The organism is Rhizobium sp. WSM4643 (assembly GCF_025152745.1).
Taxonomy (GTDB): Bacteria; Pseudomonadota; Alphaproteobacteria; order Rhizobiales; family Rhizobiaceae; genus Rhizobium; species Rhizobium leguminosarum_I.
Genome location: NZ_CP104041.1, coordinates 140,507 through 164,248, shown reverse-complemented (window position 1 = coordinate 164,248; position 23,742 = coordinate 140,507). Strand labels below are relative to the sequence as shown.

The window sequence follows — 23,742 nt, the reverse complement described above, 5'->3', positions numbered from 1 at the left end:
CCAAGCCGGTTCAGGTGATGCGCCGGATGCTTTCGGCGATCTCCTGCGGTTCGAATACCTTTTTCCAATCGTCGCGCATCAGCGCCGGGATCCCGAACTCGATCGCCTTGTTGCAGGCATCTGAAAACACGCCGTCGATTTCCTTGAAAATGACCGCGCCGAGCACGTTCATATGGCCGAGCAGGAAGTCGCGGGCGGCCTGTTCAGGGACGCCGCGTGCCACGCATTCGTCCATGGCCTGCCGCATGACGACGAGCAGTGAGGCACAAACGGTTTCCGACAAGCCCGGTTCGAGCATGGCAAGCTGGTCGACCGTGACCCGGTGCGAGCGCATGACCGGGGCCCAGATCAGCTTGGCGATTTCCTCCCCAAGCGCATAGGCGCTTTCGGGACCCTGCATCAGTGCTGAGACGATATGCTGCTTGGCGAAGAGGCCTCCGAAGTGGTCCTTTTTCGCCTTCATGTCCGTCTCGTCGTTGAAGATCGGCGGATGGCAGGGATGGGTGACGAAGTAGGTAAGATCATCGCGCTTCGGCAGGTGGCCGGCAAAGGGAGCCGCAGCGTCAAGCGCGATCACCATGGTGCCTGATGTGAGCTTGTCGACGATGCCTGCCGCGACTTTTCCGATCACCGTGTCCGGCACGGCAAGGATCACCACCTCGGCGCCGTCGAGCCCGACATCGACGGATACGCAATCGACACCGAGATCATTCTTCAAACGAGCCTTGCCTGCGTCGCTTACCTCGACATGGCGGACCTCGAAACGCGAGCCTTTGAGATTTTTGGCGAGCCGGTATCCCATTTTCCCGCCTGCGCCGAAGAGGGCAATCTTAGTCATGTTTCCTCACCTTTTCCGTTTCTCGATAGGATCACACACTGGTATGATGAGTCAATCACCATATCACCTGATCCGAGCTTTTTTCTGCGCCAAGCCGGATCGGGAAACCATCAGGGTTTCCTTCCATCGCGGATCTGCGTGAAATAGCCGTCAGTCCCGACCTGACCGCCTTTGAGGGCGATCTGCAGGCCGTTGGTCGGCTGGTAGTCGCCATGCGCAAGACAAAGCGGAGAACCAGGCGTCTGGGGCAGCGGCAGAAGCGTCGTCAGCGCGTCGATCTTCAACTGCCTGAGTGCGTGACTTGATGTGTCGCCGCCGGCGACGACGGCGCGTGAAAGCCCTTCGCTCTCGATCAGGCGGCGCAAGATCGTGCCGAGCGCGCTCCCGAGCCGGTGACGAGCCCCCGGAAGCCTGTCGATGTCGGCGCCGCGGTCTGCGGACGGTCCAAGCGCGGTATACAGGATGACGCTCTTGCCTTGTCTGAGCTTCTGGATGCCGGCCTCTACCGCTGCATCCAACGCGCCTTGACCATGCTCCGAGACCAGCGCAAGCGGATCGAGCGCGATGCTCTCGAAGCCGTTCTCGACGGCCGTCCGGATCTGGCGCTCGGTCGTTGGCGATACGCTGCCCGACACGACGGCCAGGCGGTCGACAGGGCCGATATCAGGAAACTCGGTGCTGCTCGCGCCGATGAAGCCGCTCCGCCGCCATGCGCTGAACAGGGCATATTCGACACCCGAGGAGCCGGCGACAAACCTTCCGGAACGGCCGGTGACACGAAGCAGTTGTCGGCCCGCGGCCTCCTGAGTCGCCTCGGAATCGACATCGATGAGCAGGATCCCCTCCGAACCCGACGCCAGTTCGTCGACACGCGCATCGGCGTCCGTCGCGGTGATGGCGACGAGATCGGCGACCAGGACGGGAAGGCGGGTCTGCTTCGACAGGTGCACCGCAAGGTCCGCCTCGTCCATCGGTGTGACTGGATGGCGGCTCATGACGGGATGGCGGTCGATGCGAAAGATCCGGCCCTGGTAAGCGGCAAAGAGATTGCCGAATGCCGTGTAGCGTTTCAATTGCGGCGCGCCGACGATGACCGGCACGACGGATTGGCCGAAGACCGATCGGCCGATTTCGATCGCCTTGCCGATATTGCCGATTTCGGGGCTGGAATCGAAGGTCGAGCAGACCTTGTAGTGGCAGATGTCAGCGCCGAGCGAATTCAGCCACTCGAAAGCGCGCGCAAGGTGCTCTTGCATCCATAAGGGGGTCTCACTGCGGCTTGTCCCGGCAATGCCGATTGCACGGCAATCTCCAAAACGCGCGAGCAGTTCCGGCGTCGGAATGTCGAGGAAGAGCACGGTCGACACGCCGTTCGAGGCCAGGGCCTCCATCACGTCGGTGGAGCCGGTAAAGTCGTCCCCGTAATAGCTGACGAGAGGTCCATGCATCGCGGTCACGCGCCCTTGCCGTCGCTGAATTTTGCAATCGAGGCAGCGAGTTCCGGATGATCTTTTGCATAGACCTCCAACGGGATATCTGCGACTGCTGCCTGCCAGGCCTGTTGCACGGCCCGAACGCCGGCGGCCGGTCCGTCGGGGTGGCTGACGATGCCGCCGCCGCAGAGATAGAGAAGATCGACGGTGCGGCCGGTCCGCTGATAGGTCTCCGGCGCCTGTCCACCCCACTGGCCTGAACCGGCAACCGGAAGCGGGCAATCGGAGGCATCAAACAGCGGCGTGCTAACGGCCTTGAAGGACGAGACGAAACTGTCGTCCGGTTCCCAATACTTGACCCTGATGCCGTTGATCTGGAACTGGTCGACGCCCAGCAGCCGCCAGAATTGCTGGTAGACCTTGAAATCCATGCCGGCGCCCGGATCGCGCGTCAGCACATCCCAACCGTTTCGATGCGCGTGAAGCACTAGGTTGGAGCGCTTGCGCAGAAAGCTCATGCCGCCGAAGCCGATCGAGTTGATGTTGACGACGGCGCAATTGCCGCCGGCCCTGGCGACGATGTCGTGGTTGCGCATCATCTGGTCAGGGTCTGTATGCGAGATGCCGAAGGCATACATCACCTTCCTGCCGGTCTTCTGTTCGTGATCGAGAATGCGCGGCATGATAGCCTGAACGCGGTCCTTGAGCGGCGAATAGGCCGGGCTCATCAGTTTTTCGTCATCCTTGATGAAGTCGACGCCGGATGAGATCAGCTCGCCGACGAGTTCCGCCGTCTCGTGCGGTCTAAGACCAAGCGCCGGCTTGACGATCGTTCCGATGATGGGGCGACCTTCGACGCCGGTGAGCCGGCGGCTTCCATGAATGCCGAACTGCGGTCCGAGATGCGCACTTTTGAAGGCGTCGGGCAGCGTCATGTCGACGATGCGGATGCCGGTCATGCCCTTGATAGAATAGACGCCGCCGATCGCAATGGTCATCAATGCGGAGAGGTCGGTGCCGATCGCGTCCAGCGGAAAGGCGATGTCGACATCGGCACGACGAAGCAGCGTGCCGGGAGCGACCTCGGGCCAGGTCGGATGAAACGTATCTTCGCGCGGGCGGATCGCCAGCACGCGGGCGGCGACACGCGACTTCAACTCTTCCGTTTCACCGGGAACGGGCACGAAGGTGCCGGTCGACTGGTCGCTCGCGATCTTTTCCGCCATCGCCTCGACGCTGCCGGGCGTTTCGATACGGTATGTCAGGGTAATCATCATGAAACGGACGGTTGCTCCTCTCGCAGGCAAATTGCCATGGCGCCAACTCATGATCTGGTATAATGAGTATTCCAAGTGATGAAAAGTAGAATCTTCGGATCCGCAATTTTCGCCGACAGCTTTGTTCTCGACCCGGAAAACTGTTAGGAGGAGACATTTTGAACCAGCGAGATGTGATGACCCAGCCCCTCGAACAAATCGTCCGCCGGAAACTCTCTGACGAAGTGTTTGATCGACTTGAGCGAATGATTACCTCGGGCGAGCTTCAGCCTGGCGACGAAATGCCCTCCGAGCGTGTGCTGATGGAACGCTTCGGTGTCGGTCGGCCGGCAATCAGGGAGGCCATGCAGTCCCTTGCCAACAAAGGTCTTGTCAGCATTTCGCATGGCGAGCGTGCGAAGGTCCTCAGGCTGACGGCAAGATCGATATTCCGCCAGGTCGATCTCACCGCCAAGATCATGCTGTCGCAATCGGCGGACTCGCTGGAATACCTCAAGAGCGCCCGCATCTTCTTTGAGCGGGGCATGGCGCGCGAGGCCGCGCAGCGCGCCTCGGCAAATGATATCGCCGATCTCAGGAACATCATCGAACGCCAGCGAATGTCGCTTGGGCGGGCCGAAGAGTTCATCGACGCGGACATGGAATTCCACACCCGCATAGCGCAGATATCCGGCAATCCGATCTACGTCGCCGTCAGTGAAGCGATGCTTGCCTGGCTGAAGGAATATCATACCGAGATGCTGATCTGGACCGGCAAGGAAAAATTCACGCTCGCCGAACACGACGAAATCGTCGATCGCCTTGAAGCGAACGACGTGGATGGCTCGGAAACGGCACTCCTCAAGCATCTCGAGCGGTCGCGGGCGCTTTACGCGAAATAGTCGCCTATCCCCTTACGCGCAATAGCTTCCATTTTGCTGCTGAAACGTCAACTTTTGACTGCGCGCTTGCCATGGGCGCGGTAGTGGATTTTGTCGGCTGCAGCGGAACAATGATCTAAGAACGAGGTTCTGACTGGGTCAAGCATGGAAGGATCCCAAGGAGGACATCACAATGCGTATGAAACTCGTAGCAGCGTCACTATTGGCTATCGGCATGGCCACATCCGCCTTCGCCCAATCGAATCCGGCCCCCGCAGGTGCCACCATCGATAAGAACCAAGCCGACCAGGGTGGCGGCGCAGCCAGCGACACGAAGACCAAGAAGCCAATGGCAACGGATACCACCACAACGGGTTCCACGACCAGCGGCACAATGAAGATGGACAAGACCAAGTGCCCGAATCCGGTCAACAACTCTGCCAAGCTTCAAACACAGGGCGGTACGAGCAACGCCACCCCGATGGATGAAGCCTGCGCAGCTCACAACAATTGATCGGCTCCTTCACGAAAACTCCGCCTCGTGAACCTGACCCCCGAAAGTTGGCAACCCAACCTCGGGGGTTTTGCATGGGCAAACTTCAGTAAGCGGTCCAATCGGGCAGGACCGCTGGCGGCACGACGGCTTGAGGCCGCTTGCTCTCCTTTTGCGATGACGTGATTCACCAACGCGAAACGGGGCGACCGGGTCAAATGACGTGTTTGTCTGATATCGTACGGCAACGATTAGGACGTCCAGAACTTTTCCCTCTCATCCGGAGAGAGAGAAAAATGGCGTCAGTATCTTCCATACATTCTGCATCGGATGACAAAAATAAGTCCGCAATCGAGCTAGAAATCGTTGCACTGACGCCGGCATTGCGCGTCTTTGCCCGAAGGTTCCTGCGCAGCAACGACGATATCGACGATCTTGTGCAGGAAACCTTGTTGAAGGCATTGAACTCGCTTCATCTCTACCGCCCCGGCACCTCCTTGAAATCCTGGCTTTTCACCATCCTTCGAAACACGTTCTGCACCAATTATCGCAAACAGAAACGCGAACCGACGGGAATTGACGTGATGGTAGAACGGATTGCGAGCGCGCCGACCCAGGAATGGGCGCTGCGGGAACACGAACTGCAGCAGGCACTCACACTTCTTTCCGACGACAGGCGCCGCGCCCTGACACTGGTGGCTGCCGGTAACAGCTACGAGGAAGCCGCGAGAATGTGTGGGTGCCGGATCGGCACGCTGAAAAGCCGCGTCAGCCGCGCCCGCGAGTCCCTGCAGTTGATGCTCGGAAACCATCTTCGCGACTGATCATCGGCCTGTTCTTTTGATCGTGCTGTTCTTGGAGACGATCAGAAGCTCCGGCTATAACAGGATGATTTTAGGGCGGTTCGGCTTAGTCTGAATCCTCTTCGACATTGTGTAGTTCGAGCATGATGTCGTCCGAAAAACGCTCACACTTTTCGGGATCATGCTCTAGTGGAACGCCGGATCGCCAGTCCGATCAAACGCCCCCGGGTTCCCGTTCCGGAATGACGTAGCTCCCAGTAGCGATCTCCTCCAGCCTTTCTCGGTCGAGAATCCTGACGTTGGCGCGGGTCGACCTAATCGCTCTCATTCCTTCGATGACATGCAGTCCTGCCATCCCCGGTATCCGGCATGTCCGACCTCGCTTCGTCTTCGACGTTCGTCGCCACCATCGATACCAGACCGCTTTCGACCAATCAGGCATGCTCGTTCGGCTGGTCGGACTCGACCAGCACATGTCTCAATGGCAGCTCGACGGTCTGGCATCGGCGGCCGGCAGTTCAAAGGCCTCGGTGGGCAAACCTGCAATAGCAAGTTATGAACAATACCCTGATCCGGTGCGGCAAGGCCACTTTCCAGCGGGAGGGAGCCTGCGCTCATACCGGCATCTTTGTGATCTCGGTAATAACAGCTTGCGCCGTGATAGCAGCCATATCCATATTTGGCCTTTGAGCAGTTTTGGCAAAGCTTTCGGGCTGCCGGCAACTCTGTCACGGATTTCGGGGTACACGGATCACAAAACTCGCGCCGGGCCGCCGATTCTCGATGTGAAGCTCGGCCCTCAGCTGCTGCGCCAGAACGCGCACGAGTTTCATGCCCAAGCTCTTGCCACCATTTTCGCAGACGGAAAATCCCTCCGGGAATCCTTTTCCATCATCGGCGATTTCAAGGCGGATTTCGTCGGTGGTGGCGCGCGCACGGACGGTGACGGTGCCTGAAATATCGGCATAAGCGTGCTTAAAGGCATTCGTCACCAGTTCGTTGACGAGAAGGGCAAGCTGGATTGCCCGGTCTGCATCGATAACGCACGCATCCGCGTCGACCGAAACAGTGTGCTTTGACGCCGCCTGCTGCAGGCGCTGACATAGGCTCGACAGAAAATCCGCCAGTTCCACCGTTTCGATGTTCGGTTGGCGCCACAATTGGTCGTGAACCTGGGCAATGGTGCCGACACGCGCTTCAGCATCGCGCAAGGCCGCTGCCACTTCCTGATGTTCGGCCGAGCGGGCCTGCATCGCGAGCATCGCAGCGACAAGTGCGAGGCTGTTTTTGACGCGATGACTCATCTCGCGCATCATGATTTGCTGGTGCTCATCTGCAAAGTGACGCTCGGTGTCATCTCGCAGTACCTTGAGATAGCCGGCTTTTTGATGATGGGCGCGCAGCGGCATGGTCAATCCGCTGCCCCAGAAGGTCGATCCGTCCTTACGCAAGTGAAATCGTTCGTTTTCAGCACGACCGCGCTCACGCGCCGTCTCCATCTCGCGATCAAGCGCCCCGTCGCCCTCGGTACGGTCTTCCGGTACGAAGAGAATGCGTGCATCGTGACCGAGAATCTCATCTTCCTGATAGCCAAAAATACGGCAAGCCCCGGTGTTCCAGCTGATGATCCGCCCATCTTGATCAAAGGCGAAGATCGCATAATCGATTGCACTTTTGAGAATAAGCTGGAGGCGTTCCTCGCTGGCGCGCAACGCTTCGTCCTGCTGAAGCGTCAGGGTCCGGTCCCGGACGATTTTGATCAAGCCGTAAATCCCGCCCACGTCGTTGCGAAGCGGCATCATCAACCCTGACGCCCAGAACATGCTGCCGTCTTTTCTGACGTGCCACCGATTGTCGTCGGCGCGACCGTTAGCTAGCGCAAGCCGCCTCTCTTTGAGCGGTGCTCCGGCGAGCTGATCCTCGAACGAAAAGACGATGATCCCATTTTGCCCGATCATCTCGGATGCCGAATAGCCGAAGAGTTGTTCCGCACCAGCACTCCAGGTCGCCACAGTGCCATCGAGATCCATGGCAAAGATTGCGTAGTCCAGCGCGCTCTCGACAATGTGGCGATAGATTTCAGCTTCGTCGCTCGGGAAGGAATATTGATCCATACCAGTGCCCCCCAGCCGGATTACCTTAGGTGAAACTTTAGCACCTGCTAAAGGAATTTCTCGACGCGTCCGATTGCGTACCAAACCCGGTCGGCGACCCGCGTGCTGAAGAGGCGCCGTAGGTCAAATGGATAGCAATTGGCCATCCTTCGGGGTTCGTCATCGCCCAGCAGACTTCATGGCGCTCGCGGCTGGGAGACCGCGTGCTCTTGCCAAACAAGGCGGGCAGCGCGATGCAACCTTTCACAAGCGAAAATCTCATCCTATTGCGGTTGGCGGATCCGGAACTTCCGGTTCTAGAGAGCATTCTCGAGTCAGTCTCTCTCCCGCGCGATTTTGGCCTTGTCGGTTTCAGGAAGCCGGTAAGCCACTATTTCCTGGGCAGCGGTATCTGTTCCATGGTCGCGACGAGCCATGAGGGCAGAAAGGGATCGAGGTCGTTCTCGGCCCGCGAGTAAACTCTCCTTTTTCAGTTTGTGCGGCGGATTGACCTACAACCAAGCGATGTTACCTGTGTTGGTCAGGCAGTTGACGAGCTTGCGGCTTGAGAGAAGCTGGCTAGCGAGGCCACGATGTTTTCGCGCCGATTTCCTCGTCGGGGCAAGGTCGGTCTCGGACAGGGGAAGTTGATTGGTCATGCCGAACCTAGACCTTCGCCGTCTCGCCCACCTGTCGCAGCGAGAGAAACTTTTCCGTGACAGCGACCAGATTGTCATTGAGCCATTCAGCCATTGCCAACTCCTCGTTCAGATTTGCCCGAAGCCCAGTCATGGCGGCGCCATATCCACCTGACTCGGCAACCACCAGCAGCGACTTGTAAGCTGCCGCTTCGTAATTTTCGAAGGCGAAATTGGCGAACGAATTCTTCAGGATTTCGTCGCCTGCAACCGTATGGCCGAGGGCTGCCATGGACCCTGTGAAGGATAGCGCCATATCTTTTAGCGTCGACTTGTCCTCGTTCAGACTGTCAAGGATCTCCTCCAGACGGACGATCTGCCCGTCGGTTTCCCGGATATGCGCGTCGAGCCGTTGGGCAACCTCCGGGTAATTCTCTATGCGTTTGAGCTGCGGTTTCATGATGCTGAGCGCCTGGTTTTCCATGGCGTGGGCATTTTTCAAACCGGCGATGAAGACTTCCCTAATCTCGGTTCCTGGCATTTTAGTCCTCCTTGTTGGTTGACGCCTAACCACGATTAACCGCCCTGGTTCCGCACCTCGGCCCGAAACACGGTATCCAATTCCCAGATATTTCCGAACGGCGGGAACTGCCTCTCAGATTTGTTGTTGGGGCAGCTTCTGAATGTCAGGTCCACTCGTCGGATGTGGCGAGCGCCCCTCAAGAAGGAGAGTTGAATGTTTTACACTGATGGAAAGCTGCAGTTCCCGGTGCGGGTCGAGACGCCCGATCCCCATTTCGCCCGCGCGCTGCAACAGGCGATCGGCGGGGTCGAGGGCGAGATCAGGGTTGCCATGCAATATTTCTTTCAAGCGTGCGGCGCCCGCGGCAACCCGAAGTTTCGGGACCTGTTGATGAACACGGCGGCGGAAGAACTCGGGCATATCGAGATGCTGGCGACCGCGGTGGCGCTGAACCTCGAAGGCGCGCCTGTCTCGGTTAAGGATGAAGTGGCGCGCGACCCCGTGGCAAGCGCGGTTCTCGGTGGACTGAACATGAAAAGCCTTCTTTCGGCCGGTCTTTCGGCCATGCCCGTCGATTCGGACGGCGTCCCGTTCGACATGTCGCACATCTATGCCAGCGGCAATATCGCAGCCGATATGACCGCGAATGTCGCTGCGGAATCCACCGGTCGTGTGTTGGCGACGCGACTGTTCAACCTCACCAATGATCCCGGGATGAAGGAGATGCTCTCCTACCTCATCGCCCGCGATACCATGCACCAAAACCAATGGATGGCGGCACTCGAGGAGCTGGGCGGGCCATCGAAGGTCTTCCCGATCCCCAACAGCTTCCCTCAGGAGAAAGAGCTGCAGGAGTTCAGCTACGCCTATCTTGGATTTCAGCAGGATGGCAGCGAGCCGGTACCGGGACGATGGTCCAACGGCAAGTCGATCGACGGCAAGGGAAGCTTCAAGACAATGGTGCCGCAGCCCATGGGACAGAAGCCCGTTCTTGGGCCCGCAAAGCCTGATAGCGGCGCACAAGCCGAGCAGAATTGAGCCGGAAAGGGGGCGGGCGATTGGTCCTTCGCCCGCCTTCGCCCTGCGCACTTGGAGAATAACGATGAAGCTCAAATTCAATCTTTGCTTTCTTTTGCTGATCGCAACGCCCGCCTTGGCTGCCGATGACGCTGCCCGTCAAAAGGCAGTGGATTTCGCCACCCGCGCCGCGATGTCAAACATGTTCGAACTCAAAACCGCCGAGATTGAAGTCGCCAGGGGCGCGGCTGAAGATGCAAAGCAGTTCGCCGGCGATATGTTGAAAGATCATGGGCGAGCCGGCCCTATTCTGGCGGACGCCGCCAACGAAGATGGAGTCCAACTGCCAGCTGCCCTCGACGATGAGCACAAGAAGAAGCTCGAAGCGCTGCAGCAAAGCGACCGGGAAAACCTGGACCAAGCCTATCTTTCGACGCAGGTGACTGCGCATCAGGAGGCCGTGGGGCTCTTTTCAGATTATTCGAAAAATGGCCCGGATGGGGCATTGAAGCGGGCCTCGCAGAAGATTCTGCCCGATCTGAGAATGCACCTGACGAGAATAGAAGGGCTGACCTCGAAGTGAGAGGAGCGACGATCGGGGACGAAGCAGGTGAGGGGACACTGTCCTTCACCACGCAAGAACTTAGCCGCGCCCGAATGTTTAATGCCGTCCTCGGAATTCTTCCCCGTTATCACGTTGATCGCCGCTGGAACGCTAAATGCGTTCAAGCGATGACCAAAGCGGTGCAGTCGCTGGTGCCCGATCGAGCGATCCGCCACGGCGAAGCGGTCAGCCGCTTCGCTGCCGCCAACGGCAGGAAAATCGGCTTAAGGCTGATCGTGCCGAAGGGGGCCCCTCATGGCCTCTATGTCCATTTCCATGGTGGTGCCTGGGTGATGGGTAATGCCCGTCTCGACGACGGCATTACCCGCCCGATCGCAGGGCGCTGCCAGACTCTGGTGGCCGCCGTCGATTTTCATAACGCCGTCGATGATCGGCTCGACGACACTGTGCACGACTGCAGGACGGCAGTCGATTGGCTCGTCGAGCATCTCGCCGAGCTTCAGGTCGAGCGCATCATCCTCGGTGGAGAGTCGTCCGGCGCGCATCTTGCGGCCGAAGCGCTGCTTCATCTGCGCCAACGCGGCAAGGCGGAAGCCGTTGCTGGATTCATTTCCATGTGCGGCGGCTTTGATCTGACGGGCTCGGAAAGTCTGCGACGGTCAACGGGAAGAAGCCTTGTCATCGACGGGCCATCGGCGCTTCGAAACCTTCAGCGTTTGACGCCGAGCCTTTCCGGACGTGAGGCTCGCGGCCCCCGGTTCGCCGATCTGTCCAAGCTTCCACCCGCATTGTTCATCGCTGGGGCACTTGATCCGATCATTGATGACAGCCTGTCAATGAGCCACCAGTGGCAACAGCAAAACGGTAACGCCCACTGCGTCGTTTTCCCGGAGGCGCCGCATGGTTTTAATCGATTTCCCACAAACTTGGCGGCAAAGGCAAATGGCCTTGTCAGGGAGTGGATATCGCGCCGCCTTGACAATGGTCAGGCTAAATCTCCCCGAGCGGGTTAGGCATCATTCCCGGTGGCGCCGGTCTTTCGAGGTCGGGCTCCTGCATCAAACCGTATTCGTCCGCGGGGAAGAGTTAGCCGCCGCTTCGTCTCTGCCGCCTTCAGCGGCATGGTTTCTCCGCCGAGCGCACCGGACGTGGCCATGACTCGTCCCAAGGAGCCTTTTTGCGCGGCGCATTGACGCACCCCTCGGTGAATGATACCGGTAGATCAATTGGTCAGGCCAGTTGACCAGCTGCGGGATTTGAGGAGAAGTCCGCCGGGGAGGCTATCATGTTTTCGCCTGTTGAATCACGCCGCCTTTACCGGCAGGTCGCAGATCAGATCCGGTTGATGATCGCGAGCGGCGAACTTGCTGTCGGTCAACGGCTGCCGGCCGAGCGCGACCTGGCCGAGCAACTCTCGGTTTCACGTCCCACCGTCCGCGAGGCATTGATCGTCCTGGAGGTCGAAGGTCTTGTCAACATCCGCATGGGATCCGGGATCTATGTGATACGCCAGAATGCCGCAATCGTCGCAGGCGCCGAACGTGAGCCTGTAGAGGGACCTTTCGAGCTGCTGCAGGCGCGCGCCCTCATCGAATGCGCCATCGCCGAAGAAGCTGCAGGCCGCGCCAAACCGGATGACATCGCTCTGCTCGACGAAGCTCTGACGCGTATGAGTGGCGTGGTCAACGATGCAATCGCGGTGCTCGATGCCGATCGCGCTTTCCACACCGGAATTGCTGCCATCATTGGGAATGCGACATTGATCCGCGTCACGGGCGAGATGTTCGACATGCGCATGACCCCCTATTTCGCAAGGCTTGCCAGCCACTTCGAGGGGCCGACGACCTGGCGCAGGGCATTGGACGAGCATCGGGCCATTCGCGACGCGATCGCTGCCGGCGATGCCGCTGGCGCCAAGGCGGCCATGCGCGCCCATCTCACCATGTCGCAGAAGAGGTTTTCCGAGAGCTTCGGGGAGGAGTTCTCGGAGGAAGAGGAGCGCGGACGCAACAAGCGGCCGCCGAAAGGAACTGCCAAGACTTAACCCAAGCTCGGGAGGAGAGAGCAATGAAAAGCAGACTCGCAACGATACTTTGCACTGCAGCCGCGATCATGGCGAGCAGCGCGATCGCCCATGCCCAGACAGTGCTGAAATGGGCGCATGTCTATGAAACGTCAGAGCCCTTCCACACGGATTCCGTCTGGGCCGCGGAAGAGATCAACAAGCGCACCGACGGGCGCTACAAGATCGAGGTCTATCCGGCCTCGCAGCTCGGCAAGGAAGCCGACATCAACCAAGGCCTCAAGCTCGGGACGGTCGACATCATCATCTCGGGATCGAGCTTTGCGGCACGCGACTACAAGCCGATCGGCGTAACTTACTTCCCTTATATCTTCCGCGGTCCCGATCACCTGATCGCCTACACAAAGAGCGATGTCTTCAAGCGTCTTGCCAAAGGCTATGAAGACAAGACCGGCAACCACATCGCTGCCGTCAGCTATTACGGCACGCGCCATACGACATCGAACAAGCCGATTGCCAAGTGCGCCGACATGCAGGGCCTGAAGATCCGGGTGCCTGACGTTCCGGCCTATCTCGCCATGCCGCGCGCCTGCGGTGCCAACACAACGCCGATCGCCTTTGCCGAAGTCTATCTCGCTTTGCAGAACGGTACGGTCGAGGCGCAGGAAAACCCGCTGACGACAATCGAGGCGAAGAAGTTCTACGAAGTCCAGAAGAACATCATCCTCACCGGCCACATCGTCGACCACCTCAATACCGTGATCTCGAAGACGCGGTGGGCGAGCCTTTCCGACGAGGACAAGAAGATATTCGGCGAGGTCATGCAGGAGGCCGCCGAGCGCACGAGCAAGACGATCGCCGGCAAGGAAAACAGCCTGATTGCGACCTTCAAGGAAAAGGGCCTGAATGTCACTGAAGTCGACAAAGCCGATTTCGAAAAGACCGTGATGGAAAAGGTCAAATTCGAGGATTTCGGTTACGAGAAGGCCGATTGGGAAGCAATTCGCGCGATCCAGTAAAGCCCGTAAGCCACCTTTTCGTGATGCCCTCACCCTAACCCTCTCGCCGTTTAGACGGGGAGAGGGGACGTGCCAAATGTCAGCGCTGAGGCTTGAAGACCGGCGCGGCATGTCCCTTCTCCCCGCTGGCGGGGAGAAGGTTGCGGCAGCCGGATGAGGGCAGGAATGGCGCTCACCGAGCCGAGGTCACGCCGAGCAAAGGACGATGTTTGTCGACAACTGAAGGGCGCGGCCACGCGCGCTCCTTCTTCCCCAACCGGAACAGGCCGATCATGTCGCAAGAAATTCATACGCAAATCACGGCCGAAGAAATCGGTCACGAGTTCGAAGGGCAGGCGCCGACCGCAAACGTCTCGGATTACGCCATCGAGGACTGGATCACGCTGCTGGTCTTCTGGCTGATGGCCGGCTGCGTCTTCCTGCAGTTCTTTACGCGCTATGTCCTGAACGACAGCTACGCATGGACCGAGGAGATCGCGATCAACTGCCTGATCGGTGTCGTCTTTCTCGGTTCCGTTATGTGCGTACGCACGTCGCGGCATATCCAGGTGGATGTATTCTATCACTATATGCCGGCAGGTCTGGCGCGCGTGCTCGCCACTTTCGTCGATATCGTCCGCATCGGCTTCTTCGCCTATGGCTGCCACCTGATGTGGCGTTACGTCGACATCGTCGCGGACGAGCAGATGGTCACCGTCGACCTGCCGCGCAACATCGTTTTCTACAGCGTTCTCGTCGCTTTCGTGTTGATGCTGATCCGTGCGGTCATCGTCTTCATCGCCAACATGCGCCGCGGCTACTCCGTTCTGGAGCGCCCCGAAGAATTCCAGACGATCGAGGGTTGAACCGATGCTGCTGCTTCTTGGCTCGTTTCTAGTTCTGATGCTGATCGGGGTGCCCGTCGCCATTTCGATGGCTGTCGCATCGGTGCTCTACATCGTCCTTTACGGCGTTGCCCCCGACATCATCGTTGCCCAGCGGATGATTGCCGGCGTCGAAAGCTTCCCGCTGCTCGCTGTGCCGTTCTTTATCCTCGCGGGCAATCTGATGAACTCGGCCGGTGTCACCGGCCGCATCTATTCCTTTGCGGTGGCTCTCGTAGGCTGGATGAAGGGTGGTCTCGCGCAAGTCAACATCATCGGTTCGGTCATCTTCTCCGGCATGTCAGGCACTGCGCTCGCCGATGCGGCCGGTATCGGCACGATCGAGATCAAGGCGATGAAGGACCACGGCTATCCGGTTGAGGCGGCGGTCGGCGTAACGGCGGCGTCTGCCACGCTCGGCCCGATCTTCCCGCCGTCGCTGCCTTTCGTGATCTACGGCATGATGGCGAACGTCTCGATCGGCGCTCTCTTCATGGCGGGCATCTTGCCCGGCATCGTTATGACGCTGCTAATGATGATCACCGTCGCCGCCTTTGCTTATAAGAAGCGCTGGGGCTCGGACGCGCCGTTTAATGTTAGAGAACTCCTGTCGGCGGGAATGGAAATCGTCGTCGTCCTGGCGGTGCCGCTTGCCATCTATCTGCTGATGCAGGCGGGCGTATCGATGAATGTTGCGGCGGGCATTGCCCTTGTCCTGCTTCTTGCCCTCGACTGGTATTTCCGCTTTTCCGCGGTCATGGCGCTGATGACGCCCGTCATCCTGATCGGCGGCATGACGATGGGCTGGTTCACGCCGACGGAGGCCGCCGTCGCTGCCGTCCTCTGGTCCCTGTTCCTCGGTCTGGTGCGTTACCGTACGATGACGCCCTCGACGCTCGCCAAGGCAAGCTTCGATACGATCGAGACGACGGCATCCGTTCTCTTCATCGTCACTGCGGCTTCGGTCTTCGCATGGTTGCTCACGGTGAGCCAGGCGGCACAGTTGCTGTCCGATGCGATCCTGTCGATCACCGACAACAAATGGGTTTTCCTGATCCTCGTGAACCTCTTGATGCTCTTCGTCGGCTGCTTCCTGGATACGATCGCGGCCATCACCATCCTCGTGCCGATCCTTCTGCCGATCGTCCTGAAATTCGGGATCGATCCCGTCCAGTTCGGTCTCATCATGACGTTGAACCTGATGATCGGCCTGTTGCACCCGCCGCTCGGCATGGTGCTTTTCGTGTTGTCGAGGGTTGCGAAACTCTCCGTCGAACGCACCACGATGGCGATCTTGCCCTGGCTGGTGCCGCTCTTCCTGGCGCTGATCCTGATCACCTTCGTGCCCGCAGTATCGCTTTGGCTGCCGCAGCAGCTTGGACTGTTGAGATAGGATGGACACGATGCGGACACGTCTGGCACGGCTTTACCAAAAGGGCGATCTCAGGATCGAGACCGAAACGGTTGCGGCCCCTGGTCCCGGCGAGGTGCTTCTCAAAATGGCCGCGGCAGGAATTTGCGGCTCCGACCTGCATTATTATCAGGATGGCGGCTTCGGGCCGGTCAGGGTTCGCGAGCCGATCATACCCGGCCACGAGGCATCGGGAACCGTGAGCCAGACGGGCGAGCGGGTCGACCTGAAGGCCGGGACGCTGGTGGCGGTCAATCCGAGCCAACCCTGCGGACATTGCGAATATTGTGAGAAAAACATGCCGATCCACTGCCTGGAAATGCGCTTCATGGGCAGCGCGATGCGCCTGCCGCATGAGCAGGGCATGTTCCGGGAATGGCTGGTGGTGCCGGCCAAACAGTGCTTTGCGGTCGGAGTTGCGACAACTGCTGCGGAAGCGGCTTGCGGCGAGCCGCTATCCGTCTGCCTGCACGCGGCATCGCGCGCTGGAGATATCACAGGCAAACGGGTGCTGGTCACCGGCGCCGGCCCGATCGGCGCCCTAATGGTTGCCGCCGCCTCCTATCATGGCGCCAGCGAGATCGTGGTGACCGATCTCGCTGATGCGGCGCTGGACCGGGCAAAAGCGATGGGCGCCACCCGCACGATCAATGTTTCCAAGGATGCCCCCGCGCTTGGGGAATTCGAGGCGGGAAAGGGCTATTTCGATCTCGTCTTCGAATGCTCGGCCGCCGCCCCGGCCATCCGTGGCGCGATTGCCGCCATCAGGCCGCGCGGAACCATCGTGCAGGTCGGCGTCACAGGAGACGTGCCGATCCCTCTCAACGCGATCGTCGGCAAGGAGCTTCAACTCCACGGAACGCAGCGCTTCCACGAGGAGTTCGGCACTGCCGTCGCGCTGATCTCCAGCCGCAAAATCGATGTGCGGCCGATCATCAGCCACAGCCTGCCGCTCGAAGAAGCCACCGCAGCCTTCGCTCTCGCGGGGGACCGTACGGCCGCCTGCAAGGTGCAACTCACCTTTTAAAGCGCGTCGCGGAACTCACACCTGTGCTCGGCGGGCCGCGCACGCCACGGCCTGCGCTGACCAGACCGGTCATTGCCGACGTCGCGATCATCGGCGGTGGTTTCGCCGGCCTCTCCGCGGCCCGGCACACCTCGCGCCTGGACCGGACCGCGCGGGTCGCCGTCCTTGAAGCGGGCAGCGTCGGCGAGGGGCCAGCGGGCGCAAATTCGGGCTTCATCATCGACCTGCCGCACGAAGTCTCGTCCGACGATTTCAGCGGAGAGTCGGAGGCCAAGTTCAGGCAATCCGTGCTCAGAGAGCGCTAATGCTTGGATACCGAACTGCGGTGTTGGGTAGCGCTCCAGCAAAGACTGAAGCCCCAGAATTTCTGAGGCATCGGCCATTCTAGTTTGCTTTCCAGTTCGCATTATCGGGGATCGACCGCTGAGGCACGACGACCTGGATGATGGACGGACTGTTCAGGTTTTCCTTGGCGCCATTTATGGCTTCCTCCAGTTCGCCATAGGTGTCCACTCTCCACCCTTGGCAGCCAAAGACCTCTGCCAACTTGCTGTAATTCCATCGGTGCAGGATGCATGAATTGTAGAACGGCTTGTTACCATGGAAAACCGATGCATCGGCAAGCCATTGCTCCACGCCATAGATGCCGTTGTCCATCACGAAGATGATCGGGTTGAGATTGAAGCGGGTTTGTGTCGAGAGGCATTGAGCGGTCATCTGAAACCCGCCATCTCCCGCAAAGACCAGTAGCCTTTGTCTATCTTGCTTCGCCAGCGAAACCCCGGTCGCGGCCGGGCCGATATAACCGATCGCCGAATAGGATGATTGTACGATAAAGCCGCGGCGAGCGCCCACTTCAAGAAGCAGGCTCCCGAAATAATTCAAACTCGCATCAGCACCAACGATAGTATTTCCGTCGATCTGCTGCTGAATGAAATCGTAGAAGCCCTGATAGGTAATTTCGCCTGCCGGATTCACGGCCGGCGCTTGCCGGGCCGTTTTCGCCGGAAGACTTTGGGCTTTGCACGTTAGCCTTTTGGCAATCAAGCCGCTGACGATATCCGCCAGCGAAACCTGTCCGTTGAAGATCGTGCCGTATTTCACTGTATCCCAGGAGGCGAATGCGGTTTTATCGAGATCGATAGGCCAACCCAAATCATTGATATCAGTCAACCAGACGCCCAGCGCCAATACGAAGTCGGAGTCTTTGACCAACGACTGGACATAGGGTGACGACGATTCGCCATCAAACACCCCGGCAAATTGTACATCGTCTTCCGATAGGATGGCCTTGCTCAAAAGCTCGGTCACGTAGGGAATCTTGAGGTCCCGAATGAGCCGCTCCGCCTGGTCGTGAAGGCCAAACCGGTCGATCTCGACACCGATCCAGATCAGGGGTTTGGTGGCATTTTGCAATCTTTCGCTGATTTGCGCGATCGACTGATTGAGACTGTCCTCGTCGGATATGTCCGGCGCCGCTTTTAATGCATTCGACGGGCGCGTGCATTCCAAGTCCACCATATCTTCCAGCAACTCGATATAGACCGGGCGTCTTTCCGTGATGCACTGCGTCAGCGCATAATCTATGAGCATTGGCGCGAGATGAGGGCTATCGATGCGGACGGCAGCGGCCGTTATGTATTCGAACACCTGAAGATCCGTTTCCCGCCCGCTGATGAAGTGATGCGAACTGTAGCCGGTTTGTTCGAACGTGAGCGTTTTCTTGATGTTTGGCGCACCGTTGATCAGAACGACCGGCACTTTCTCGACGTAAGATCCGGCGATCGCATTTGTTGCGCAAAGCGAGCCTGCGGAATAGGTAACGCAAAGCGCACCAATTCCTTTCAGTCTCGCATAGCCGTCAGCCGCATAACCGGCATTCAGCTCATTCACCTCTTCGATGACCTGAATATCGCTTTTCTCGACATAACTGTTCACCCATTCGATCGAATAATCCCCCGCTACGGAAAACAGGTGTCCCAGGCCCAGTTCGCGAAGTCTGTCGACCAGATATTGTCCAACCGTGTATGTATCGCCCATGTTCCAACGGCTCTCCTGTTGACCACAAATGACGTATTAAAACTCGCTCGCGTTATCGAATAAGCGCGGTATGTATATGTCGAATATTCCGGGGCATTTTCGTTCGGGAAATCTTTCCAGCAGGAAGCGCTTGAAAGCATCATTGGTGAGTCCGTTGCCGGCGGCGTCCATGGCAACGGACAAGTACTCTATATTTTTGGCAACCTCGTTCTTGTCAGCCGGAAAGCCGTGGCCGGGAAGGAACAGGTCATAGTCGGACAGCAGCATGCCCTGCAAAATCCCAATCCAATGCTCCATGTATTTCGTCAGGTAAAGGTGCGTTCCGCTGTAGATCAGGTCTTGCGCAATAAAAACGCCCGCGTCCGGAAGACCTATGGTGAGGAGAAAATCGATCTCCGTATCAACGACTTCATCAAAAACGTATTTGACTCCGTCGATGATCTCGTGGCCGGCGCGGACGGTTTCTTCAGGAATTACCAAGCTCTTCGGAGCGAGGTTGCCCAGTTTCCAATGGTCATTCAGGGAATCTTGTCCGTGCTGCTTCAAGAACTCTTTCGTTTCCGGCAATGCATAAATCGGAATGTCGCTGAATGCGGCTCCTAGGCCGAACCAATGGTCGGGGTGCCTGTGCGACAGGTAAATCCGGTCGATTTCCTTGCCGATACTGTCGGCATACGCCCTGAATTGCAGCGCATAGGGGACGAGGAATTGCCCATCGACAAGAACAAGCTTGTTCCTGCTTTCGATGATGTGCGTTGCATTGGCGATATTGTCATCCGTGAAAGCTGAAATGAAAGTATGAATACGGACATCGCCTGCTCGCCTGACGATTTTAATGGGATCCGGCAATTGCGTGACCATAGGTATCTCCCTGATTGAAGGTCGTTTGCTGAGGTTTGACGTTCACCCGGGCACGGCGAAGATGTGACTCCCCAGCATTCCTGGCCAACATTCCCGGGTTGTTTCCAACATGTGCGCCCGAGCGCCATCACGGATGAGATCAACGACGGTGCGACGCGATCTGTTCCTCCAATGTCCTCAGGGCAGCGCGCGCAACGTCGTAGGCGCTGTCGACGTCCGCCTCCGGCGCGTCCTCGCCGGGCCGCCAAAAGCGTCTGCGCGTCATTCGCATCGAGCTCTCGAAGGGGGCAATCGCGTTGAAGACTTCGACGAGATAAGGGCCGGAATAGACCGGCTCGATTTCGTCCAGCATGATCTCCCAGGGAATCCAGCTATCTCTGACAGCGCCCCGGTCCGGCGCTGAGATATGAACGTAATTCAGCCGGCTTTGCTTTGCTGCACGGGCGACATTTTTCCTGAAGATTGCCGGCCCCTGGCTTTCCATCACGACCTGAGCGGTATCGATCGTGACGCCACAGACCGGTATGTCGGCGCTTTCGAGAAAATCCAGCGCTTCCGAGACCATGGTCGGTCCGGGCGTTTCCCAATTCTTGACGGGTTCGATGGCTAGCTTCACCCTCTTCTCCGCAGAATATTGCGCCAATTCCCGGAAGATGGAGGCGGCCGCCGCATATCGTGGCTTCATCCAATCCTGAAGCGCGTCGCTCCAGATCCCTTCACCGTCATCCGTCAGCGGAAAGATACCATAGGGGTACAGGAACGGCCCCGACATGATCGTATTCTCCCCGCCCAGCACCGAAGTAATGTCGACGCGGGATTTGAGATAGGACAAAGCCTGCTTGCGCTGTTCCTCGTAGGACGAAGTCGGATCGAAGGTTCGCGTGGTCCCCACGTTGGTTGTGAACTTCACGTCCCGGAAGCCTGCCCCATCGAACGCCCTCTTGAGACTGATATAGCTTTCGACCTCAGCATGATGACCGACATGGGCCGGTCCTGGGGCGATATGTACATCGAAGCCGGTGTAGCCGATCTCGGTAAGAGCTGTCAGATGTTTGACCAGAACCTGGGTATAGCCCGCGTCATTCGGCCTCAAATCGGCTGTAAACATAAAGAAGCTGAAATATATATCTCGCCTGCGTGCCTCTTCCATCTTCATCGCTCCAGCTGTCGCTATCCAGTAATGCGTGGTTCAGGATGATGTCTCGCCCGGCATTGTGATGAGGCGATATCCGTCTCGCCTCCTTCACATTGCCATCGGGCTGAAACAAACGGTCCGCGCCGGGCTACCATCCAAGCAGCTTGCGCAGGTATTCGCGGCCCATTTTCGCGTATTGCAGCGGATTGGCCTTGGCCGGGTCCTGCTCTGCCTCGACGCAGATCCACCCGGCGAAATCCGCCTCGGCCAACGCATCCAGAATTTCCGGAAAGGTCTCTATGGAGCCGTCGCCCGGCACAGTGAAGATCCCCGCCTCGATCCCTTGCTGGAATGACAATTCCTCATTGTGAATCCTCGTAACCACCTCGGCGCGGATGTCTTTCAGGTGAACATGCTTGATGCGGTGGGCGTATTTTCTGGCCAGCGCCAGCGGATCGACACCGGCAGCCGCCTGGTGCGCGGTGTCGAGAAGCATGCTGACCAGGCGAGGATCCGTCTCATCCATGAGCCGGTGGATCGCTTCCGTCTTCATCACCCCCGTTCCGAGATGCGGGTGATAGCAGAGCCGGCGGTTACGGGCCCTGGCTCTCTCTCCCGCTGCGTGCAGGCCTTCGATCAGATGTTTCCACTGATCCTCGGAGAATTCGGGGCAATTCGGAAACAGGGCGACCGGAAGCGGATTGACCGCTCCCCCAAACTCGGCGACGACGAGATCGGCCCTGCGCGGATCGTCGCTGCCGCCTTCCATTGCTTCGAGGAAGTCGAGCTGAGCATCGACGCTTTCAAGCGTATGACGATTCATTGCCTTGATGGTGAAGTAAGTGCTCACCCAAGGTTCGGAAATCCGTAATCCCCTTAGCTCGAGGGCAGGCCGCAAGATTTTCGGATCCGTCGGATATTTATGGCTGACGCCGCATCCGACATAGCCGGCGAGTGCCATTTCACTCAGTGCCTGCTCGTAGGGGATGCCGATGTCAATGTTGATAAAATCGTCATTCCACCAGAGCGTGGGGATGACACCGAGCCAGACCTTGGCGGGCGTCAGTCGATGCAGATATGTCGTCATGGCAATGATCCAGTTCTTTTAAGACAAAGCGGGCGTGACGTCAGGTCAGGTTTGGAAATCGAGAGCCGGAGAAAAAGCCGGAATCTTCGGCGGAAAGGCCCAGGAGCCGAAGCCTTGCCCCTTGGCGCCTGCAGGGTGGGCTCCGATCGCCTTCCAGAGCAGACCCTCGACATAGGCATCGGGAGAAACGACGAAGGTGATATTCGCAGGCCTGGGGCCGAAGCGCTCGGTCCAGGCAGAGGACAACTCGAACCAGGTGCCCGAATACCAGAGCTTGATCAGCGCGCGGGCCACGTCTCCCAGCAATTCATTGCCCAAAATGGTTGTGCGCACTGCCTGGATACGGGCCTCACTTTCTGGCGGTGGCAGGGCGGTGAAAGCGGCCAGCAGCGCGTCGGTGATCTCGCCGCCGACCACCTTGTCGAGCGTGGCGAGATAGCGTTCCGCCAGGCCAGTTCCCAGAAGATCGAAGTGGGAGAAGGCGGTCAATTCCGCGGAAAGACCCAGAAATGGCTCGAAACGGCTGGTCATGCGTTCACCTCCGCCTGCCAGGTGACGGCTGGCTGTTTGATACCGCCTTGGATCTCATAGGTGGGGCTGCCGTTCTTGCCGGGATGTTTCGGCAGCGGATTGCGGATGAGTTCGAGGATCATGTTGCGGAATTCGAACATCATCGGAACGGCCTCCAGCAGCAGGCTGGGCTGGCCGTTATAGGCACGCGTCAAAAGCCGGAGAAATTCGCCATAGCGCGTGTTGAAGGCGATCGCCGCCTCACGCAGTTCCGAGCCTTCGCGTATGTCCCCCACTTTCAGGTTCTCTTTTATGGGATACGCGCCTTCCCAATCGACCTGCAACTGCGGACCTGTGGGGTGGCCGGGCTGGTCGCCCTTCTGGTAATAGCGGCCTTTAACCAATTCCTCGAAACGATAGTAATGCGCCAGTTCGTGGTCGTTATCGTCGTAGATACCGCCACCGTCGCCCTCGCCCTGTTCGATGATGAGCTCGATGGCTTCCAAGGCGCTTTTCAGATCGGTCACGGGAAACAGCTCGCCGCCGCCGGAGTAATAATATTCCGAGGTGATCTGGCGCGACCTGTCGCCGGTAAAGATGGTTGTGCCCGCCCCATGCGCTTCGGCTTCCAGGTATTTGATGCCTTCCGCGATAGTCGAGTAGAACTCGCCGATACTGTAGAAATGGAGGTCCTCATGCATCGGATGGCTGGCAAGCGCGGTGATATCAGGCGGAGTTTTGCGGTATATCAGGCCCTTGCCGACGAGATGTTCAGGACGCTGGGCCGGCCGCTCGATTTTCAGGAAGGTCGCTAGCGCCTCACGGCCGAAAGCCAGGATGCCGACCTTGAAATCGGTCTCACCGTCCGGCAAGGAGGCGGGATAGCTGGTTACGAAGTCCGGCCTGACAAGATCGGGCTTGCCGCCGATGGCATTGAGAATATTGGCCGCGATGGTCAGATGCAGCATTTCTTCCACGACGATCACGCGCAGAACCTGGGTCGCGTCCTGGTTGACGCCGGGCTTGATCGAGTAAAGCGCCGTCAGGTACGGCGGAATCGTCGCATGTTCGAGCTGCATCGCCCGGTAGAGAAACTCTTTCAGCTCATCGAGTGTCTTAATACTGGAGGAATCCATGCTCAGGCTCCATGAAAGATAAGTTGGGTGCACAGGGCGGCTTCGTGTCGCCTGCGTCGAGCTCATCGGTCCGTTCCGCGCAGCGGATGC

22 protein-coding genes and 1 pseudogene are annotated in these 23,742 nt (G+C 58.6%); 12 read left to right on the top strand and 11 right to left on the bottom strand.

All coding sequences use genetic code 11. From position 1 onward, the window contains the following. Positions 1-10: 10 nt before the first annotated feature. The 3 genes from N1937_RS24680 to oiaX form a co-directional block, all read right to left on the bottom strand. Complete coding sequence (locus N1937_RS24680) at positions 11-838, bottom strand: phosphogluconate dehydrogenase C-terminal domain-containing protein (RefSeq protein ID WP_260059600.1); 828 nt, start codon at positions 836-838, stop codon at positions 11-13. A 110-nt stretch (positions 839-948) separates the two neighbouring features. Next, positions 949-2,286 (bottom strand): four-carbon acid sugar kinase family protein, encoded by a 1,338-nt coding sequence (locus N1937_RS24675; RefSeq protein WP_260059701.1) that lies wholly within the window; start codon positions 2,284-2,286, stop codon positions 949-951. 5 nt (positions 2,287-2,291) lie between these two features. Then, the gene (gene oiaX, locus N1937_RS24670; RefSeq protein WP_260059599.1) at positions 2,292-3,548 is read right to left on the bottom strand and encodes a 3-oxo-isoapionate-4-phosphate decarboxylase OiaX; all 1,257 of its coding nucleotides are present in this window, start codon (positions 3,546-3,548) and stop codon (positions 2,292-2,294) included. Between the two features lie 176 nt (positions 3,549-3,724). Between oiaX and N1937_RS24665 the strand changes: the two genes are divergently transcribed. From N1937_RS24665 to N1937_RS24655, 3 genes are all read left to right on the top strand, one after another. Continuing rightward, a complete protein-coding gene (locus tag N1937_RS24665; protein WP_170276194.1) occupies positions 3,725-4,429 on the top strand; it encodes a transcriptional regulator NanR in 705 nt (234 codons plus the stop codon). A 172-nt stretch (positions 4,430-4,601) separates the two neighbouring features. Next, positions 4,602-4,922, top strand: coding sequence for a hypothetical protein (locus tag N1937_RS24660; protein WP_170276195.1), 321 nt, complete (start codon positions 4,602-4,604; stop codon positions 4,920-4,922). Positions 4,923-5,197: 275 nt separating this feature from the next. After that, positions 5,198-5,725, top strand: coding sequence for a sigma-70 family RNA polymerase sigma factor (locus N1937_RS24655; protein ID WP_017967784.1), 528 nt, complete (start codon positions 5,198-5,200; stop codon positions 5,723-5,725). A 707-nt stretch (positions 5,726-6,432) separates the two neighbouring features. Here the strand turns inward: N1937_RS24655 and N1937_RS24650 are convergent. Continuing rightward, positions 6,433-7,818 (bottom strand): sensor histidine kinase, encoded by a 1,386-nt coding sequence (locus N1937_RS24650; RefSeq protein WP_017967786.1) that lies wholly within the window; start codon positions 7,816-7,818, stop codon positions 6,433-6,435. Between the two features lie 645 nt (positions 7,819-8,463). Then, positions 8,464-8,976 (bottom strand): ferritin-like domain-containing protein, encoded by a 513-nt coding sequence (locus N1937_RS24645; protein ID WP_162118918.1) that lies wholly within the window; start codon positions 8,974-8,976, stop codon positions 8,464-8,466. A gap of 195 nt (positions 8,977-9,171) precedes the next feature. On the opposite strand from N1937_RS24645, the gene N1937_RS24640 reads away from it, so the two are divergent. The 9 genes and pseudogenes from N1937_RS24640 to N1937_RS24600 form a co-directional block, all read left to right on the top strand. Beyond that, positions 9,172-9,996 carry a manganese catalase family protein gene (locus tag N1937_RS24640; protein ID WP_260059597.1) on the top strand — a complete coding sequence of 275 codons (825 nt, stop codon included), beginning with the start codon at positions 9,172-9,174 and terminating at the stop codon, positions 9,994-9,996. 64 nt (positions 9,997-10,060) lie between these two features. Then, a complete protein-coding gene (locus tag N1937_RS24635) occupies positions 10,061-10,558 on the top strand; it encodes a DUF4142 domain-containing protein (RefSeq protein WP_170255511.1) in 498 nt (165 codons plus the stop codon). Between the two features lie 74 nt (positions 10,559-10,632). Then, positions 10,633-11,553 (top strand): alpha/beta hydrolase, encoded by a 921-nt coding sequence (locus N1937_RS24630; protein ID WP_260059595.1) that lies wholly within the window; start codon positions 10,633-10,635, stop codon positions 11,551-11,553. 272 nt (positions 11,554-11,825) lie between these two features. After that, the gene (locus N1937_RS24625) at positions 11,826-12,584 is read left to right on the top strand and encodes a FadR/GntR family transcriptional regulator (RefSeq protein WP_260059594.1); all 759 of its coding nucleotides are present in this window, start codon (positions 11,826-11,828) and stop codon (positions 12,582-12,584) included. A 23-nt stretch (positions 12,585-12,607) separates the two neighbouring features. Next, a complete protein-coding gene (locus N1937_RS24620) occupies positions 12,608-13,582 on the top strand; it encodes a sialic acid TRAP transporter substrate-binding protein SiaP (RefSeq protein ID WP_017967793.1) in 975 nt (324 codons plus the stop codon). Between the two features lie 272 nt (positions 13,583-13,854). Further along, entirely contained in the window at positions 13,855-14,427 is a 573-nt protein-coding gene (locus N1937_RS24615; RefSeq protein WP_017967794.1) for a TRAP transporter small permease, read from the top strand. Between the two features lie 4 nt (positions 14,428-14,431). Continuing rightward, a complete protein-coding gene (locus tag N1937_RS24610; protein ID WP_017967795.1) occupies positions 14,432-15,838 on the top strand; it encodes a TRAP transporter large permease in 1,407 nt (468 codons plus the stop codon). A gap of 10 nt (positions 15,839-15,848) precedes the next feature. Continuing rightward, positions 15,849-16,883, top strand: a complete 1,035-nt coding sequence (locus tag N1937_RS24605; protein WP_260059593.1) for an L-idonate 5-dehydrogenase — start codon at positions 15,849-15,851, stop codon at positions 16,881-16,883. Between the two features lie 23 nt (positions 16,884-16,906). Continuing rightward, positions 16,907-17,185, top strand: a pseudogene (locus N1937_RS24600) (FAD-dependent oxidoreductase); the annotation flags it as partial. An 82-nt stretch (positions 17,186-17,267) separates the two neighbouring features. On the opposite strand, the gene N1937_RS24595 reads toward N1937_RS24600, so the two are convergent. The 6 genes from N1937_RS24595 to N1937_RS24570 form a co-directional block, all read right to left on the bottom strand. Continuing rightward, entirely contained in the window at positions 17,268-18,923 is a 1,656-nt protein-coding gene (locus tag N1937_RS24595; RefSeq protein ID WP_260059592.1) for an alpha-keto acid decarboxylase family protein, read from the bottom strand. A 36-nt stretch (positions 18,924-18,959) separates the two neighbouring features. Further along, positions 18,960-19,784 (bottom strand): MBL fold metallo-hydrolase, encoded by an 825-nt coding sequence (locus tag N1937_RS24590; protein WP_260059591.1) that lies wholly within the window; start codon positions 19,782-19,784, stop codon positions 18,960-18,962. Between the two features lie 139 nt (positions 19,785-19,923). Further along, the gene (locus tag N1937_RS24585; RefSeq protein ID WP_260059590.1) at positions 19,924-20,940 is read right to left on the bottom strand and encodes a sugar phosphate isomerase/epimerase family protein; all 1,017 of its coding nucleotides are present in this window, start codon (positions 20,938-20,940) and stop codon (positions 19,924-19,926) included. A gap of 127 nt (positions 20,941-21,067) precedes the next feature. Further along, complete coding sequence (gene iolE / locus N1937_RS24580) at positions 21,068-22,006, bottom strand: myo-inosose-2 dehydratase (RefSeq protein WP_260059589.1); 939 nt, start codon at positions 22,004-22,006, stop codon at positions 21,068-21,070. A gap of 45 nt (positions 22,007-22,051) precedes the next feature. Next, positions 22,052-22,537: a hypothetical protein gene (locus N1937_RS24575; RefSeq protein ID WP_260059588.1), complete on the bottom strand. Its 486-nt coding sequence runs from the start codon at positions 22,535-22,537 to the stop codon at positions 22,052-22,054. Further along, positions 22,534-23,652, bottom strand: a complete 1,119-nt coding sequence (locus N1937_RS24570; RefSeq protein ID WP_260059587.1) for a ferritin-like domain-containing protein — start codon at positions 23,650-23,652, stop codon at positions 22,534-22,536. The genes N1937_RS24575 and N1937_RS24570 overlap by 4 nt, the downstream gene beginning before the upstream one ends. Between the last annotated feature and the right edge of the window lie 90 nt (positions 23,653-23,742).

Coding starts and splice junctions, on each gene's coding strand:
- N1937_RS24650 (WP_017967786.1), bottom strand. CDS start 7,818: ATGGATCAATATTCCTTCCCGAGCGACGAAGCTGAAATCTATCGCCAC.
- N1937_RS24645 (WP_162118918.1), bottom strand. CDS start 8,976: ATGCCAGGAACCGAGATTAGGGAAGTCTTCATCGCCGGTTTGAAAAAT.
- N1937_RS24595 (WP_260059592.1), bottom strand. CDS start 18,923: ATGGGCGATACATACACGGTTGGACAATATCTGGTCGACAGACTTCGC.
- N1937_RS24610 (WP_017967795.1), top strand. CDS start 14,432: ATGCTGCTGCTTCTTGGCTCGTTTCTAGTTCTGATGCTGATCGGGGTG.
- N1937_RS24635 (WP_170255511.1), top strand. CDS start 10,061: ATGAAGCTCAAATTCAATCTTTGCTTTCTTTTGCTGATCGCAACGCCC.
- N1937_RS24585 (WP_260059590.1), bottom strand. CDS start 20,940: ATGAAGATGGAAGAGGCACGCAGGCGAGATATATATTTCAGCTTCTTT.
- N1937_RS24620 (WP_017967793.1), top strand. CDS start 12,608: ATGAAAAGCAGACTCGCAACGATACTTTGCACTGCAGCCGCGATCATG.
- N1937_RS24575 (WP_260059588.1), bottom strand. CDS start 22,537: ATGACCAGCCGTTTCGAGCCATTTCTGGGTCTTTCCGCGGAATTGACC.
- N1937_RS24675 (WP_260059701.1), bottom strand. CDS start 2,286: ATGCATGGACCTCTCGTCAGCTATTACGGGGACGACTTTACCGGCTCC.
- N1937_RS24615 (WP_017967794.1), top strand. CDS start 13,855: ATGTCGCAAGAAATTCATACGCAAATCACGGCCGAAGAAATCGGTCAC.
- iolE (WP_260059589.1), bottom strand. CDS start 22,006: ATGACGACATATCTGCATCGACTGACGCCCGCCAAGGTCTGGCTCGGT.
- N1937_RS24640 (WP_260059597.1), top strand. CDS start 9,172: ATGTTTTACACTGATGGAAAGCTGCAGTTCCCGGTGCGGGTCGAGACG.
- N1937_RS24605 (WP_260059593.1), top strand. CDS start 15,849: ATGCGGACACGTCTGGCACGGCTTTACCAAAAGGGCGATCTCAGGATC.
- oiaX (WP_260059599.1), bottom strand. CDS start 3,548: ATGATGATTACCCTGACATACCGTATCGAAACGCCCGGCAGCGTCGAG.
- N1937_RS24630 (WP_260059595.1), top strand. CDS start 10,633: ATGTTTAATGCCGTCCTCGGAATTCTTCCCCGTTATCACGTTGATCGC.
- N1937_RS24570 (WP_260059587.1), bottom strand. CDS start 23,652: ATGGATTCCTCCAGTATTAAGACACTCGATGAGCTGAAAGAGTTTCTC.
- N1937_RS24680 (WP_260059600.1), bottom strand. CDS start 838: ATGACTAAGATTGCCCTCTTCGGCGCAGGCGGGAAAATGGGATACCGG.
- N1937_RS24590 (WP_260059591.1), bottom strand. CDS start 19,784: ATGGTCACGCAATTGCCGGATCCCATTAAAATCGTCAGGCGAGCAGGC.
- N1937_RS24660 (WP_170276195.1), top strand. CDS start 4,602: ATGCGTATGAAACTCGTAGCAGCGTCACTATTGGCTATCGGCATGGCC.
- N1937_RS24625 (WP_260059594.1), top strand. CDS start 11,826: ATGTTTTCGCCTGTTGAATCACGCCGCCTTTACCGGCAGGTCGCAGAT.
- N1937_RS24655 (WP_017967784.1), top strand. CDS start 5,198: ATGGCGTCAGTATCTTCCATACATTCTGCATCGGATGACAAAAATAAG.
- N1937_RS24665 (WP_170276194.1), top strand. CDS start 3,725: ATGACCCAGCCCCTCGAACAAATCGTCCGCCGGAAACTCTCTGACGAA.